Consider the following 15,695-nt stretch of genomic DNA (forward strand, 5'->3'; position numbering starts at 1 on the left):
CTGCGTTTGAGTCAATGGTTACTATTTATTATTCAGGTTTGGGAATACCAAAGCTTGCGGGAGATATCTTGTTTGCGCCTAAGTCATCTAAAGCCCAAGTAAAAATCGACTCCAAGCGCGCAAACTCCTCTTCTGCTGCTTCTCCATATAAGCCAGAAAGCTCATAGTGATTTTGCTTGGCCCACTGCTGCACTTTTTCAGAGGCTAGGGCTTTTTTAAACGCTTCCCCTAACTTGTCTTTGACATTTTGTGGCGCCTTACTATTTATGGCAAAGCCTAGGGCTTGGCTTAGGGGTAAACGCTCGGATAAGGCCGGAAAGGTTTTAAATGCTGACACTATTGTACCCACATCCTCTAACTCATAGTCTTTAGGGTGTAACATGGCTAAGGGACGTAACTTTTTGCCTCGTAGCAAGGCTGCTTGCTCTGCCATAGAGGTAATAACCAAATCTACTTCCTTTGTAATCGCGGCGGTTTGAGACGGTGCTGAGCCAGGGTACGGGATGAACTTGAAAGATACACCTGCGGCTTTTTCAAGTTCTAATAAGTAAATATGATGAATGCCGCCAGTCCCCCCTGCTGCTGCTTTTAAGCTCTTTGTTTTGCTGGCATCGATTAATTCTTGAAGACTATTGTAGGGTGAGTCTATAGGCACTGATACAACATCAGGTGAACTACCCATAATGTATGGCGTCCAAACATCAAATTTTTGTTTCCATCCACCGTTGACCGAAGCGACGACGTTTGAGCTACTAATGCCAACTAGGTTATAACCATCTGCGCGTTTTCGTAAAGTGGCATTCATCCCAATAGAACCCGCGACCCCCCCTGTTTTGTTGACAACATTAATTCTTACGCCCAAATCCTTGGACATTTCTGCCATAAGCATGCGGTTTATTGAATCTGTGCCACCCCCTGCAGACCAAACAACCGTGTTGGTGATTGGGCGTACGGGATAAGGTCTATTTGCGTAGCTGTTGATCGATACAATGAATGTTAACAATACAGCAAGTGAAAAGCAGGCGAATGTCTTCATTTAAGGCCTTCCTTTGTTCTTAAATACAGGCAGGATCTTTTACCGCGAAATAACTGCGAGGACAGCCTCTATCATAAAAGTTACAAAAATTTTACAAGCAATCGGAATAATTTAACATTTATGCTTGGGCGCATAGCTTACTTTTTTTGCTTTACTTATTTCGATATTTTCAAACACATTCGCAGCTCTGTGCTATCAAAACTATACTTTAGTCTGGTGCTGCTTGTATTCGTAAGTAAATCAGTGCAAAGATGAATCTAAGAGTGTCAGTTTTTCAAATTCTATGGCTATATTCTCTGTGAGTGCGATCACGCAAAAAAACAAGTTTGCTTTTATGGCATTGTTAAAGCGCCCCAAAATGCGCTCAAAAAATCTGCATGCCGTTTGGCATCGACTTATTGCTAGTTTGAACATGCTGGTGATTGTGACCATTCTCTGCGCCCCCGCAGCCAGTGTTGCAAACGTTGTTATCAACACTGACTTGAATGCTGAACGCTCTAAAAAACTGCAGATTGTAATGTTCATACATGCCGACAAAGGTTTTCCGTTTTACGACAGTGTCGTTGACTATTCAAAAGCTGTATCTAAGGCATTCAAGGCAAAATTAGACCTGTATTACGTCCCTCGTTCGGTAAGAACGCGGTTCGATATCGTTGAGTACAGTACGAACATTGTTGATAAATACGATACAAAGCCCAACCTTATTGTTGCCCCACTTTGGCTACGAGCTGAGCATGATTTCATCCGAGCAATCGAAGATCGTCAAATCGATTTGCTAACCTTTAACTATCAAATTCCCGATAGCCTTTTGGAAGAACTTGGCAAGCCTAGAGAAAAGTATAAGCACTGGCTTGCGCATATTTCTCCCAATGATGTGCAGGCGGGGTATGAATTGACAAAGTATTTGTTGGCAGAGGCTAGACGTAAGAAATCCTGCAATGATAAAGACTGCCGATACAATATCTTTGCGGTGAGGGGATTCGAATATGCGGCAGTAACTAAGCAGCGCCACGAGGGTTTGGTACGAGCCGTGAATAAAGACGCAAAGGCGAATTTACTTAACGTGGTAAATGGTGATTGGAAACGCAAAATAACGGCGGACTTAATGCCTACAATTCTTAACCGCCACGACGACATCGACATCTTTTGGGCGTCCAGTGATGTGATGGCCTACGGTATTCTCGATGGTTTAGATATGGAGCAACCCAGTTATTACGAACGACTAGCGATTGGAGCAATAGATTGGTCACCACCCACAATAGCGTATATAGAGCAAGGGAAAATGCAAGTATCCTTAGGCGGTCATTTTATGGAAGCGGGGTGGGCTATACAACTCTACCTGAGCTTACTTGCCGGCTATGATTTTGAGCCAATATTGGGCACGATGATCCACACCCAGCTCTCTCCTCTTAATCGCGACAATGTAAAAGAAATTGGTCGGTTTTTAAAGCAGCCAAAATGGCAAGATAGAGTTTTTTATCAATGGCAAGACAGCGCGAAAAAAGGGCAGTTTGGCCTAGCCGCCAAAGCTGAAATTTTTGACCATATCCACGCGACCGAAAACTAACGCTTTTTATGGCAGCTCACAGATGGGAAACGCTAGCCTTTTTGTACAGCCAATATCATACCAAGGGCCATTAGCCTTCTTGACGTCATTTCGCAATACCACGCAGTCCTCGTCTTCCCCATTTTTCATAACATTATTGGGTTGAGAGCCAAGGGTTGTTTTTCCCCAGTTAGTGTAGTCGTGCTCTAGCAAGGTAAGTTGACTCGCAGACCAAACGAAAACCCCTTCTTGTTTTTGGTCTGTTAAACCTATCCAAAACTGATCGATATCACGTAGCTTTGCTCTTGGTTTAGAGAACGCGAGTTTGCGGATTATTTCGTTTTCTTCCGCGCTCTCAATAATAACCGGCACAGCATCGTGATCAGCACAGTATTCTGGCACAGCGGTGTAGGGTAGCTTGGTTGTCCAGCTCAGTATATATTTTTTTGTATCGGCCTGTACCGGTACGAATAGCATTAACGATATGGCTAGACTCGTGACTATCATTCGGCAAGTCCTAGCCGAATATCTTGCACTAAGCCTATCACCTTTATTTTTATTGTACTTTTGCATCACTAAGGTTTTTCCTATTGGATTTGGAGCAAAAACAGTCTAGTTTAGCGATATGTAAAATTCAAACCTGCTAAGAGGGTACGATATCACATGGCACCAGAATTTTTTGCCTCGATCATGACGCCTGGCATTGCATTGTTAATTCTCTCTACTACTATGCGCTTAGGTAATGTGCGAGCGGCGCTCACTGAATTGGTTAGAAGCACCCCGCCTGAGCTTGAATTATTAGAAAGCTATCGCTTGTTCAGAGATCGATCTAATTTTTTGTGCGCTGGCTTACGTCTATTAAATTTAGCGCTATTGGCATTGTTGTGTGCAGCAATGTTACAGGTCTTCGTGTTACACAAGTTTGCTTATTTGCAATCAATTACTCTTGGTGTAAATTTGCTGTCTTTACTCTTGCTTTTTGTTGGTGTGGTTTATTTATTTCTTGAATCGCGGCTTACTGGTCGTTCGATTATTGCACTAACCAATGACATGCAGGCATTGTCCAAGAAGGACAAATGAATTCAGACAACTTTCAGCCTTTGTATTCCTCACCTTTATATTAAGCCGTATTATGATTAATCCAAGATCTTGCGCTTGCCTTTTTGATCATTTTACAAAGGGTGGTAACGCAAAGTGAATGTGTGTTTTCTGCAGTGGCTTGTCACCCAGAAACGCTTTAATCGCTTCGGTGATGTCAGGCGACAGCATAAACACATTGTGCCCGCCATTTTCAATGACTACATGAGTTACGTTTGATAAACCTCTCACGGCAGCTTTTTGAGACGGCAAATACGTTCTGCCATCTAAGGTGCCAGACAACAGCAGTGTCGGCACGTCGCTTACCGGTGCTTGTCTGAAATCATCTCCCAAATCCAGGCCTTTCACTGATTTATTGAGGTGAGGCATCGGGAAATTAAGCATATATCCAAGCAAGGAAGTTTCGGCTTGTTTGTCCACCAAATTCATACGCTTTTCGGTAATACCGGACGCCACATCCATACCAAAACTCATGACGTCAAAATCAATAGTCTGTCTATCAAAGCCGGCGCGCTTGACAATGGATGGCAGCATGCTAGTTATGCCGTTATCTATTGCCCAGTAGATTTCTAGTAGTTTAGGCAGTCCGCGATGTGGGTCAGCAATCATGGCGGAAGCCATCCCTTGCATATGCACTTTCTGGAACAGAAAATCAGACATTTGGTCATTGTCTGTCGGGATTTTCAGCATAACTGGTTTTTCCTCAAGTCGCTTATGGACTCGCGCGATCATGGTTTTGATATCAGGATATTTTTTTGCCGCAGAGGGTTGCTGATTAATGGCGGTCTGAAGGCGCTCGAAGTATGCATCAGTTTCAGCAGGCAGTTTAACGGTCTGGTTCAGGCCTTCAGCACTGGCAATCACTATTTTGTCGATATAGGGCTCCATTACTTTAAGCGCAGACAAAGCGAGGTGACTGCCATAGGAAATGCCCCATAAGGTAATTTTTTCGGCATTTAAGTGTTTGCGAAGGGTATTCAGGTCGTGGGCGCTTTCTAGGCTATTGTAGCCAAGTACATCGACGCCTTGAGAATACCAAAAAGCTACACATTCGTTTGCTGCCTTGCGCATCGCCTGTTTTACTTGTTCATGAGTGATTCGGCTTGTGGTGGGGATGGACTGCGATGACTTACAGTTGGGGGCTACTCGAGACTTGCCCGTTCCCCGCTGATCCAGTGCAATGACGTCGCCATGCTCACGCAGCGCCATAAATAGAGGAAACCTGAATTTTGGATATTGCGCTGTGGAAATACCAGACCCGCCGGGACCGCCAGATAAATAGATGATGGGCGCACTGGGTGATTCACTGGTTGAAGGAAAACGCACATAGGTAAGTGGAATTTTTCTACTGTTTTTATTGTTGCGATTTTCCGGCACCATTAAGGTACCTTCAAAGGCATCTACAGACTGACCATCATTTTCAAAGATAATAGCTTTTTCGTGAAGTAAAGGAATGGCGGCATGGTTGTTAAAAGGCAAGCTGAGTCCTACCACTGCCAATGCAGTCATGAACAGAAAACGGATTTTCATAGTAGTTATTCCTGTAAAAAAAGTGTATTCACTATGCTCAGTTGAGAGTACCTTTGCACTTGCTATTCGCTTAAAGGTGTTGATATTTAGGGTGTTTCCGTTCAGCGGTAGGGATTTTTCTGTAAACGGTTAGGTGGCAATGGGCTAAAACAGGTATAGTATTGAGATATGAAATTGACGCACCTTTTTACGGCTATACTGATCGCTTTGTTGAGTAGTTCGGCTAACGCGACCACTCAAAGACTCATCTCTATTCAGATGGACAAAACAGTAATTTGCCTAGGCTCACAAGGGCAGGGTATGCCTACATTCAATGAACGCGAATGCCTAGAGAGTAAAGCTGACGAGGTAGACCCGCAAAACACGCTATTGTGGATGAAGGCCTATCTGCATATCCCAGAAAACATGCTTGACGACACGCTGCCTTACGGGGTGTATTTATCAGGAAAAAGCTCGAGCAGGGTGTTTTTCAATGGTCAGTTAATTGGTACCAATGGCAGACCTGCCGCCATTGCCCAAGAGGAAGCAATCGGTGTAATTGATGTGAGTTTTTATGTGCCGCCAGAGCTTATAAAGTCTGGTAAAAATATCCTCGTCATTGAAATGTCCTCCCACAATGGTTTTTTGTCATTGGGCAACCCTATCAATTTTATCGGGTTCGGCCAGTATGCATTGCCAAACAATCTGATCAGTCGCAACATTGGTGTGTCGATGGTTCCGATGGGCGCATTGATTTTGGGTGTTATTTATTTTTTTGTAGCCAGTTTCAATCCACTTCATCGCAAGCGCTACATGTTACTGTTGTTGATGACCAGTCTGGCTGCCTGCCAGCTGATGCTTGAGCTGTTGAGGGCACTTTATTCTTATCCTTATCCGATTCACGATTTGCGACTGATATTAATCGTTGTACTTTCGCTTTTATTTGGTATCAGCATGCTCTATTACGTTATCAGAGAGCTCAAGATAAAACGACCCGTGGTATGGGTATTAATTGGGGCTATCGTAAGCCTGATCCTTGTGACAGTCACACCAGGCTATGATGCTAAAACCGCCGTTGCCATACTGTTACCAAGTCTTTTTTGTACATTGATTAGCCTTAAAAACACCTTACAAACCAGAAGCTTAGAATCTGCTGCCTATTTCGCACTGTTTCTCTGTTTGATGATAGTGGTAAATGTGACCTTATCTTATTTTCATGACTTGCTGTTTTTCTATGTCATCACCTTTGTTTTGATGGGCTTGTTCGCCCACCAGGCATTTAAACTCAATAAAGAACAGCAGGAACGTGAAAAGGAAAAAAGCTTGATTGAAAAACTGCAATTTGTGCTGGAACAGAATCAACAGAAAGCTAAGCCGAGCAAACTGCAGATCAATAGCGCTGGTAAAATAGAAGTTGTTTCAACCGAGCAGATTGTATTTGGGCAAGCAGCGGGTGACTATGTCGAACTGCATCTGAATAACAAATCGACCATTCTGTTCAGCGGTTCTCTTAAGGAACTAGAGTCAAAGGTACCTGAGACATTTCTGCGGGTTCATCGCTCCTACTTGGTCAACATGGAATACATTTCTTCGCTCAATAGTAGCAATGAACAACAAAAGACATCAGGTGGTTTCCTGCGTCTAAACACCGATCACGAAGTACCGGTAAGTAGGCGGATTATGCCGACAGTCAGGCAATTTATTGCGAATAGTTGATTTAGCTGAGTATATGTCTCTCGCAAGTTTGCATACTTGTAATCATTCACTTTGGGGATAAATTTACGCTCTTTACTCTTGTTGTTTGGCAGTGTAGTTTATTTATTTCTTGAATTGCATTAACCAATGACATGCAGGCATTGTCTAAGAAGGACAAATGAATCCAGACAACTTCCAGCCCTTTTATGACAAGATCTTCGGTACGGATCCCGTGAGCTTTGCTTGGCGTTTTTTGTTTTGTTTCTTTATTGGCTTGCTCAGTTTTGCATTGCACAGCTATATCATTGGTGACGAGATAGTTAAAAACAAAGGCTGGCTATTGTCTGTGTTGATGTCGGGGGCGAGTGCTTCTTTGCTCTTTGCAACACATGTCTTTCGTCAATCTTTGGCAAAGTTCGATATTCGCTTAACGAGCAAACAAAAAGCGCGTTTTCAGGCACAAATTTCGACATACCTAAGCAACAAGCGCTTTTTAATGTTTGGGTTTTGTATTGCAAGTGCAACGATTGCGTTGGCCTTTATCTTTGGCTTACCAGAGGTTTATCAAACACCGATTACTAAACCATTTATCTTAGCAATGTTGTTTATCGCAGGTTTTATTTGTGGGCTGGCGTTTGGTGGCATAGTAGGTGTAACAAAATGCCTGTCAAACGTGTTTGACGAAAATTCAAGCTGCTTTGATTTTACCGCTGACGACGGATGCGGAGGCACCTTATTCTTTGGTTGGTCATTGCTGGTTTACAGTTTAGTTACTTTGTTTTCTGGGGTCTTGATTACCTTGTATATTTCTTATTCAGCATGGGCACATATGGACAATTTTTTGGTAAAAACTATCTACTATGGATTTATCGGTTTGCCCTATGTATCGTCATTCTTGATGCTAATTATTCCATCTATTGTCTTGCATCAACGATTATCAGAATACAAAGAAGCGCAGTCGCAGACTTTAAGTGACAAGATCAATGCGATTTCTGCGCACATCGATACACCCAATATTAGTGCAGAAAAAAAGGCAGAATATTACCAAGACTACGAATTTTATATCAAAATGCGTAGCAAGGTTTATGCAATGCGAACTTGGCCATTTGGTATAAGCACAAACGCTACTTTTCTTTTTTCTATGTTAGCGGGTGGCTTTACTACCTTTAATAGTGTTCACAAGTGGATAGATACCATAGATAAAGCTTCTAAAGTTGCGGGTTAGAGCACGATTGCTTAATATCACTATTAAGAAAGAAAACAGCAGCGTCATCAATCCAACGCCACCTCCACTAGAGCGAGTGTCAGTTTGCGGCGTGTTGGGTGCTTGTGTGGCTGGTGGTTCCTGCATTGCCGGCGCAGGGTTATCAAGGCGATAAACAAAAGCTTGAGAAGCATTGCTGGTAAAAAAGTATAATTGCTTTTCAATATCTTCGGCTATTCCTCGCAAGGCCTGATTTGCCAATATCTCATTTTCTACTTGCAGAGCTAGTATTTGATTGTCGTCATCAAGAAAAAACAGTCTGCCGTTAAAGTCACCAAAAACGTATCGACCGGTGAGTGCTGGCTGCCCGTTGCCTCGGTATACATGCCCACCGATTACTGCGATACCCTCATCGTGGTCGTATGATGCGATAGGATCTTTTAGAGCGGCGTTGGGAGTTTGTTCAAATACGTATCCTGCGTCTTGACTATTGTTGAAAAAACCAAATGCACCCTCGCGCAACGGCCAACCTAGATTATCGCCACTCTCGACGATATTGATTTCTTCAATGTGGTTTTGACCTACATCGGCAGCGTACAAAATCTCTCTTTCGAGGTCAAAAGACAGTTTAAAAGGATTTCTCAAGCCGTAAGCATATATTTCTGGCGGCACGCCTGTTTGCGCGAGAAATGGGTTGTCAGTAGGAATGCCATAGGCGCCATTTTCAGAGTTACGACCAAGTGGATCAATACGCAAAATGGTACCTAAAACATTCATTAAGTTTTGACCATTTCCGCCATTGGGGTGCCCCACGCCTTGATCGTCTGCGCCACCGCCGTCTCCTAAGCCGATTAATAGGTACCCTGAGTTGTCAAAAAGTATACTCCCTCCGTTGTGATTGCCTTGAGGTTGTGCCACGGAGAGAATTTGGCGGCGTGAAGTCATATCAATTGCAATACTACCGTTATCCAATGTTTCTGCTTGCCATTCGGCGATGACACTGAAATGGTCAGCGATTTCGTCACCCATTAAGGATGTAAAATCCGCCATGCCGTCAGCTCTGTCCGAGGCTTCGAGCTCTGAAGTATGCGTATATAGCAGGCCATTTGTCGAAAAATCTGGATGAAACGCAAAGCCCAATAAGCCTCGCTCGCCACCTACGACGATTCTCTCAGCGAACGAATTTACTAGGGTTAGTTCGTTAGAACTCGTGTTCATTGCCCATATTTCTCCGCTTTGTTCGGCGATAAACAGTGTCGAGTCAATTCCTGGCGCCACATTAGCCTCGATGGGACTGTTAAGCGTGTCATTGATGAGTGTAAGTTTTAGACTTATGTCACTGTTTGGAATACTTGCCTGAATCGGATTGTCTATGCCTTGTGGAGCAATAACAGGCGAATCATCAAATGTAGTAAATCGTAAATCTTCGAAAGCGGCATAACCACGTGATGCGTTCACGCCTTCTATTCTTGTAATACCAATCTCAGAGGTATAAGTTAATTTAGTCCAATCATTGTAATTGCCCTCAATGCTGGCAACCGCTTCTGCTTTGTTTAGCTCGTATACAAAAGCACTACTGTCGATGTTCGGATCTTGGTTTTTTAAATATATGGTGATGCTTTTTACGGGAGTCTCAAAGCGAATGTTAACCGTCTCGTTGTCAAACATGTAAGCATATATGCCTGAACGATAAATTTCTTCATCGCCTACCACTTTTGACTGACCTCCTTCAAAGCTTACCTGATTGGGAGAATCAAAAAGTGTAAATGCCCCTGACCTATTGTTAAATTCGAAGTTAGTACTAAAGGTTTCAGCGTTTGATACCTTACAAAACAATAAGACGATTGCTGAAATAAAAAGTGAATACTTGAACATAATGTTTTCCGTAGATTAAGGGTAAGCGGCTTATGTTTTTATCTATCTCTGGTAATTCACAATAGTGCGGAAACGTTAACAATTCATGACAAATAAATGAAAATCGGAGGGCTATCTGAATAAAGCACTTCGGAGCTTCATAGTAATGCACAGTCAACGCCCTTCATGTCTATATTCACGAACTTTGTTTTCAAGAAAAAAGTTGTTCAGACAATGCGGTATGAAGGCAATGTCCGAACAACTTAACTGAGGTTAGAACTTCCCCAAGTATTATTGACTATCTATTATTTCTTGAAAAAATTCCCATTGGACATCGGTTAGGTTGATATCTTGGTTGACCGAGCGTTCAGCGTTGTTTACTACTGAGCCTGGCCAATAGTGGCCACCGTTGTTGATGCGATAATGCACCACAGGGAATCCTTCGTCACAGTTTTGATACTCAATTTTGGTGACGGTACTGCCGTCATTTGGATCAATATCGTCCAGCTCTGTAAGAGTGGGTTCTAAATCACACCCATTTCGCGTGGCGTATACATCGTTACTATCTGCAATACCCGTTAATACTCCACCGTCTCCTTCATATGGAAAAATATCGTCGTTTGTGCCATTCGATGTAATGATTGGCATGGGTGGATTAAGGGTACACAGATCGATTTCAGGCGCGATTTGCGTGGCGATATTTGTTGCTGCACCGGCGATTAAATCAGGTACATGACAAATTAAACCTGCGACAAATAAGCCTCCGTTTGAATTTCCACTTACAAATACTTTCTCTGGGTCAACATTGTATCTCTCGACTGCCTCGTCGATGACAGCCTCAACGTATTCCACATCAAAGAATCCGCCTAAATCAACGCCAAAAAAACCATCCCATACACGCACAGGCGCTTCACCATTTGGGCCAACATCGGTAATCATGCTGTGCATGTATATTACAATTGGCCCTTCTCGGTCACTGATGGTGTTGAATTGGGTGTTTGAACGCCCGGTAGAAGCAGTGCCTCCAGCTCCATGGAATACGAGTATAAGTGGGCGCTTTTCTCCAGTCTCGTATCCTTTTGGTAAATGAGCAATGTACAGTCGATCGTTTCCTTCTACTTCCAAACGATTTATGACATCTGGTGCGGGAAGGTCATTTTCTGCAGGTAAAGGCGTTGGTTCTGGTGCACTGCCGATGGGCGTTAGTCGAATCCAGTCACCGTTCCACTGCCATTCTTCACCAAAGCTTTCTACTCGAATAGTGTGTTCTCCAGCATGAATGACCAAATCGTCGGCAACAAGTTGTGTGTCCAAAATCCCCCAATCTCCTGTAGAGGTGAGTGCACCTGAACCAACAATATAGCCATCTACATATATGCGAATGTTGCGATCACCTGGCGCAGGTACACCTGCTCGGACTTCCAGTTGGTAAGTCGCGCTCGTTGGGAAATTAACAGTGTATTCGCCCCAATCTCCATTTTGATTCCAATTGATCGCACTTATCGTCTCACCATTGTCTTGAGCAGAATAGGTTTGAAACCCTACGTTAAAGTCTTCATCGTCAAAGGATAGTCCACCAGTTTGCTTAAAATTCTCCAGCTCAATTGTGATAGGCTCTAGTTCCGGCTCTGGCTCTGGCTCTGGCTCGGGTTCAGGCTCTGGTTCCGGCTCCGGTTCTGGCTCAGGCTCCGGCTCTGGTTCCGGAACAACTGGCGTATTTGGTTCAGGCTTAGAAATAGGTTGCGGTATGATAGGCGTTTCATCGCTGCCACAAGCCAGTAGCGACAACGAAAGTATCAGGGATAAAGATATTCTTAATCGGTTCATAAAGAATCTGTCCATTTGTATTGTTTCTGGATGAGTTAGCACCTACTGTTAAGTAGTCTTACTCTAGGATTCGTACAAAATGCTTCGCGTATTTTTTTGTTCATTGTTTTGCAAACGTCTTTGCATGATGAAGCTTGATGTACTTAACGCGAGGGTATAGATAGAGCGGGATGAGAGTCTTATTTTATTTCTATTGTTACTCGGTTTTAGAAAAATAATAGAAATTTGAGAGGTCTATTTGTGTCTCTTAGTAAGCAGGTAGTCTAAGTCACAGCTCTATACCTTTAAGCTAAGCGCACGATCCAGTTCTGTTATTCTCGGCGGGTTGACGTGATATAATTCTGGTGGTTTAAATATTAACCCCGAGTTTTTGCAACTCAGCGATGTTGTAACTGCCCCAAAATTTTTGTGATTTGTATTCTCGTTTGATGAATTCTAGATACCATACTTTTTGTTCTTGCTGATTGTGTTGGTCGTAAAAGTTGGCGAGGAAAAGGGCGCTATCTAATGCCGTAGCAAGTTGATTGTTGATAGATGCAATTTTAAACGCATCCAAAGCATGTTGTTCTGCTCGTTGCCAAATTTGCTGCGAGGCATAGACTTTGGCAAATCCGAGTTGCTGTTTGGATGTTTTTGTCGGTACTTTATCGAGCGTATCAATTGCTTCTTGCCAGCGTTCTTCAGAAAGCAGCTGTTCAATTAATTTTGTTCTTCCAAGTTCTAAAGTTTCATCTTCAAAATCTTTAGGGAACAATAGTAATGCCTGCCTTAAATGATTCTCGGAGATGGTGGGGTGATCTTCATGTATTCCTGCGTAGACGTGATACCGCGCAAGTTCGATATCCGACAATTGGTGTTGCGATAAAAGATGTTTAGCTTGATTGATGAAGAATGAATGATCTTCGTCTTTTTGCAAATTACCCGCTATATGCGACATTTGCAGCGTATCACTAAACTCTTGAATTGGATCATTGACGCGTTGAGCCGCTTCAATGGCTTGAAGTAAAGCATTTTTAATTTCGTAGTAGTCAAATCCATTGGCGAAAGCTATACCCAGCCGCGCGTGGGCAACAGCGATAAGGCTGGGATAATAACTGTACTGGCTAAAAATAGCATGTGCATCGTCTAAAAGTGATTTTGCTTGTTCCAAGTGCCCTAGATGCGTAAGTGATTTTGCCATTTGAAAGTAGGCCATAGCTTGAAAAGGCTCGTTTTCGGTTGCATTTGCTTTTTCTAAAAGTTCTGCCGACATGAGCTTTGCTTTGTGTGCTTGACCAGATTGGTTTAGGCTCTCTGCCAGTCTATAAAGTACGGTCAGGTCTTCAGGCAGAGTTTTGTGTATTAAGCTCAAGATTGTACTTGTGCTCAATGTATCCGTTGGTTCAACTTCAAGTAACTTTGTACTTAGCAATGCTTGCAATTGTTTACCTAGCTTATCGTGCAGCCCTTCGAGGTTTGTATCAGTTGTATTACTTTGCCAGTGAGTATTGTTATTGATTAACAACAAACGCGCGGAGTAAGCGCTATGATGTTGTTCTAATGCGATCGCGACAAGATATGCATGCTGATGCTTATCTTTTAGGAGATTGTAATGTTCTCGAGGTGCTGAAAAAATGTTTTGATACTTGGTAGTATGTAGGTCTTCTAAAACTTGGTATTGCCCTTGTTTTTGTATCGGGTGCCAGAGTTTCTCAGTTACTTCTTTTGTTGCAGTATTGTTTTCCAAGGTTGAGCCAACAATTATAGGCAGCAAACTGACTTTTTCTGAGTAAGAAATGGCAATATTTTTTGCAGGGAACAGGTAATAAATAGCTAATACCGCGATTGTCGCGAACATCATTGCTAACAGGGTATTGCTTGTTCTTTTACTGAGAGATTTGCCGTGATTATCGTTAGAAAAATCTATCAAAGGTTCATCTTGCACAGGAGTGTTTGGAGGCGCCGCCGCTCGTTTCTCAAAGGCAAGTGTCCACTTATATCCTTTTTTGGGGTAAGTCTTTATTGCGCCGTTCCCGAAAAGCGCACGTAAATGGCTTATGTTTTGAAAAACCACTTGCTCAGATACTGCTTTGCCTTCCCATACCGCATCGAGGATTTGAGCTTTACTCAAGGTTTGATCAGTATTTTGTAAGAAGAATTTTAGTAGTATGGCTTCATTTTTTCGGAAGTGAACCACTTCTCCTCCATGTTTGAATAACATGAAGGTTTCGTCATCGAACAAATAATCGTTAATTTGATACTGCAATTGCTTACCATTCACCATTCAATACAGAGGTTGGTGAAAATTTCAGGGGCTGCATAACATAGTGCTGTGACGTCGAATCAACATAGCTGCATGGAACAAAGCTACAAATACGGATGGCGCCCCAATTAAAAGAGATAGTTTGGATACTAATAACGAAAGGGAAAGGCGTCCAGAATTTTTTTGTGCTGGGCTATTACATCAGCACCAACTCGCATAAGGGGACTTAATGCGTGCAGAATTTAATTGAAGTGTCACATTAGTCTCGCACAATTGACGTTAATATACCCTGTTGTCAAACATAACTCGAATAAGGAAATACCATGCTAACCCGTCGTCGTTTTAACCAAGGCTTGTTATTCGCTGCATTCAGTGGATTGACCATGCATTTAAAAGCGTCTCCCGCAAACAGCTTGCTCTCAGCAACGAAAGGGTTGGGAAAATTGGTTCCTGATCCAAAAGGGATACTCGATTTACCAGCGGGGTTTACGTACCGCATTATTTCATCACTGGGCGACAAAATGGACGACGGACTCACTGTGCCTGACGCGGCCGATGGTATGGGTTGTATCCCGCTTGACGACAAACGCATTGTGTTAGTTCGAAACCATGAGCTCAAACCTAATCAAACGGATGATTGGGATGTCAATTTTACCCCTGAGCAAATCGCTCAGTCTTACGACAAAAATGCCGATGGACGCCCGCTTGCTGGGGGGACTTCAAACATTGTGTTTAATATGCAAACAGGCCAAATTGAGCAGCAGTTTATGTCGCTACTGGGGACCGTGCGAAATTGTTCTGGTGGGATCACACCTTGGGGAAGTTGGCTAAGCTGCGAAGAATCGGTAGATAGAGCATCGAGAAAAATAGAGCAAGATCACGGCTATGTATTTGAAGTACCTAGCACGGCTAAGGGATTGGTTGATCCTAAACCCATTAAAGCAATGGGTAGATTTAATCATGAAGCGGCGTGTATTGACCCCAAAACGGGGATTGTCTACTTAACCGAAGACAGAGGGGATAGTTTGTTTTATCGCTTTATTCCAAACGAGCGTGAAAATTTACACGCCGGTGGCCAATTACAAGCTTTGGTGATAAAAAACCAAAAACAGTTTGATACTCGAAATTGGTCTTCAGCGAGTATGAAACAGCAAAAAGAGTACGCAGTTGAATGGATTGACTTGGATGAGCCAGAAAGCCCCAAGGACGACCTGCGAAAAAGGGGATACAAAAAGGGCGCGGCGCTCTTTGCCCGAGGTGAAGGCATATTTTTTGGTGATGACGAATTGTATTTTTGCTGCACCAATGGCGGTGCTAAAAAGCTAGGTCAGGTAATGCGTTACCGTCTTATCAATGATGCTCCAACAATTAGTCTGTTCTTTGAGAGTAAAGATCCAACAAGTCTCAATTTTGGCGACAATCTCTGTATCGCACCGTCAGGCCACCTCGTTATTTGTGAAGACCAATATTTGGAAACAGTGAACAATCATTTGAAAGGCATAAGCCCCACTGGAAAAGCCTATGATATTGCCAAAGTTCGTTGGCAAACCGAACCTGCGGGTGCGTGTTTTTCACCCGATGGCACTACACTATTTGTGAATTTGTACTCGCCCACTGCTACCTTAGCAATCACCGGACCTTGGCATAAGATGCACGATATTGCTTAAAATACTATACAAAAGCT

11 protein-coding genes are annotated in these 15,695 nt (G+C 43.0%); 5 read left to right on the top strand and 6 right to left on the bottom strand.

What is annotated here, in order from left to right:
* Positions 1 to 28: 28 nt before the first annotated feature.
* Complete coding sequence (locus ACFOHL_RS14045; protein ID WP_376920864.1) at positions 29 to 1,036, bottom strand: Bug family tripartite tricarboxylate transporter substrate binding protein; 1,008 nt, start codon at positions 1,034 to 1,036, stop codon at positions 29 to 31.
* Positions 1,037 to 1,370: 334 nt separating this feature from the next.
* Here ACFOHL_RS14045 and ACFOHL_RS14050 point away from each other — a divergent pair, with 334 nt between their 5' ends.
* Positions 1,371 to 2,603: a substrate-binding domain-containing protein gene (locus tag ACFOHL_RS14050; RefSeq protein WP_376920865.1), complete on the top strand. Its 1,233-nt coding sequence runs from the start codon at positions 1,371 to 1,373 to the stop codon at positions 2,601 to 2,603.
* A gap of 6 nt (positions 2,604 to 2,609) precedes the next feature.
* Here ACFOHL_RS14050 and ACFOHL_RS14055 read toward each other — a convergent pair whose 3' ends face one another.
* Positions 2,610 to 3,089, bottom strand: coding sequence for a C-type lectin domain-containing protein (locus tag ACFOHL_RS14055; protein WP_376920866.1), 480 nt, complete (start codon positions 3,087 to 3,089; stop codon positions 2,610 to 2,612).
* Between the two features lie 156 nt (positions 3,090 to 3,245).
* Between ACFOHL_RS14055 and ACFOHL_RS14060 the strand changes: the two genes are divergently transcribed.
* Positions 3,246 to 3,662 carry a hypothetical protein gene (locus ACFOHL_RS14060; RefSeq protein WP_376920867.1) on the top strand — a complete coding sequence of 139 codons (417 nt, stop codon included), beginning with the start codon at positions 3,246 to 3,248 and terminating at the stop codon, positions 3,660 to 3,662.
* Between the two features lie 87 nt (positions 3,663 to 3,749).
* On the opposite strand, the gene ACFOHL_RS14065 is transcribed toward ACFOHL_RS14060, so the two are convergent.
* A complete protein-coding gene (locus ACFOHL_RS14065) occupies positions 3,750 to 5,210 on the bottom strand; it encodes an alpha/beta hydrolase (protein ID WP_376920868.1) in 1,461 nt (486 codons plus the stop codon).
* A 168-nt stretch (positions 5,211 to 5,378) separates the two neighbouring features.
* Between ACFOHL_RS14065 and ACFOHL_RS14070 the strand changes: the two genes are divergently transcribed.
* Both ACFOHL_RS14070 and ACFOHL_RS14075 read left to right on the top strand, forming a co-directional pair.
* Positions 5,379 to 6,905, top strand: a complete 1,527-nt coding sequence (locus ACFOHL_RS14070) for a LytR/AlgR family response regulator transcription factor (protein WP_376920869.1) — start codon at positions 5,379 to 5,381, stop codon at positions 6,903 to 6,905.
* A gap of 157 nt (positions 6,906 to 7,062) precedes the next feature.
* Entirely contained in the window at positions 7,063 to 8,109 is a 1,047-nt protein-coding gene (locus ACFOHL_RS14075) for a hypothetical protein (protein ID WP_376920870.1), read from the top strand.
* On the opposite strand, the gene ACFOHL_RS14080 is transcribed toward ACFOHL_RS14075, so the two are convergent.
* From ACFOHL_RS14080 to ACFOHL_RS14090, 3 genes are all read right to left on the bottom strand, one after another.
* Positions 8,029 to 9,963: a PQQ-dependent sugar dehydrogenase gene (locus ACFOHL_RS14080; protein WP_376920871.1), complete on the bottom strand. Its 1,935-nt coding sequence runs from the start codon at positions 9,961 to 9,963 to the stop codon at positions 8,029 to 8,031. The two genes, ACFOHL_RS14075 and ACFOHL_RS14080, sit on opposite strands and share 81 nt — an antisense overlap.
* Positions 9,964 to 10,233: 270 nt before the next feature.
* Positions 10,234 to 11,769: a carbohydrate-binding protein gene (locus ACFOHL_RS14085; RefSeq protein WP_376920872.1), complete on the bottom strand. Its 1,536-nt coding sequence runs from the start codon at positions 11,767 to 11,769 to the stop codon at positions 10,234 to 10,236.
* 349 nt (positions 11,770 to 12,118) lie between these two features.
* Positions 12,119 to 14,014 (bottom strand): winged helix-turn-helix domain-containing protein, encoded by a 1,896-nt coding sequence (locus tag ACFOHL_RS14090; RefSeq protein ID WP_376920873.1) that lies wholly within the window; start codon positions 14,012 to 14,014, stop codon positions 12,119 to 12,121.
* 320 nt (positions 14,015 to 14,334) lie between these two features.
* Here ACFOHL_RS14090 and ACFOHL_RS14095 point away from each other — a divergent pair, with 320 nt between their 5' ends.
* Entirely contained in the window at positions 14,335 to 15,678 is a 1,344-nt protein-coding gene (locus ACFOHL_RS14095) for an alkaline phosphatase PhoX (protein ID WP_376920874.1), read from the top strand.
* The last annotated feature ends 17 nt before the right edge of the window (positions 15,679 to 15,695 follow it).

Origin of the sequence: Agaribacter flavus (assembly GCF_042646125.1) — a bacterium.
GTDB lineage: Bacteria > Pseudomonadota > Gammaproteobacteria > Enterobacterales > Alteromonadaceae > Glaciecola > Glaciecola flavus.

Excerpts from the sequence above, each read along its gene's own strand:
- ACFOHL_RS14045 (WP_376920864.1), bottom strand. The coding sequence starts at position 1,036 with ATGAAGACATTCGCCTGCTTTTCACTTGCTGTATTGTTAACATTCATT.
- ACFOHL_RS14050 (WP_376920865.1), top strand. The coding sequence starts at position 1,371 with ATGGCATTGTTAAAGCGCCCCAAAATGCGCTCAAAAAATCTGCATGCC.
- ACFOHL_RS14055 (WP_376920866.1), bottom strand. The coding sequence starts at position 3,089 with ATGATAGTCACGAGTCTAGCCATATCGTTAATGCTATTCGTACCGGTA.
- ACFOHL_RS14060 (WP_376920867.1), top strand. The coding sequence starts at position 3,246 with ATGGCACCAGAATTTTTTGCCTCGATCATGACGCCTGGCATTGCATTG.
- ACFOHL_RS14065 (WP_376920868.1), bottom strand. The coding sequence starts at position 5,210 with ATGAAAATCCGTTTTCTGTTCATGACTGCATTGGCAGTGGTAGGACTC.
- ACFOHL_RS14070 (WP_376920869.1), top strand. The coding sequence starts at position 5,379 with ATGAAATTGACGCACCTTTTTACGGCTATACTGATCGCTTTGTTGAGT.
- ACFOHL_RS14075 (WP_376920870.1), top strand. The coding sequence starts at position 7,063 with ATGAATCCAGACAACTTCCAGCCCTTTTATGACAAGATCTTCGGTACG.
- ACFOHL_RS14080 (WP_376920871.1), bottom strand. The coding sequence starts at position 9,963 with ATGTTCAAGTATTCACTTTTTATTTCAGCAATCGTCTTATTGTTTTGT.
- ACFOHL_RS14085 (WP_376920872.1), bottom strand. The coding sequence starts at position 11,769 with ATGAACCGATTAAGAATATCTTTATCCCTGATACTTTCGTTGTCGCTA.
- ACFOHL_RS14095 (WP_376920874.1), top strand. The coding sequence starts at position 14,335 with ATGCTAACCCGTCGTCGTTTTAACCAAGGCTTGTTATTCGCTGCATTC.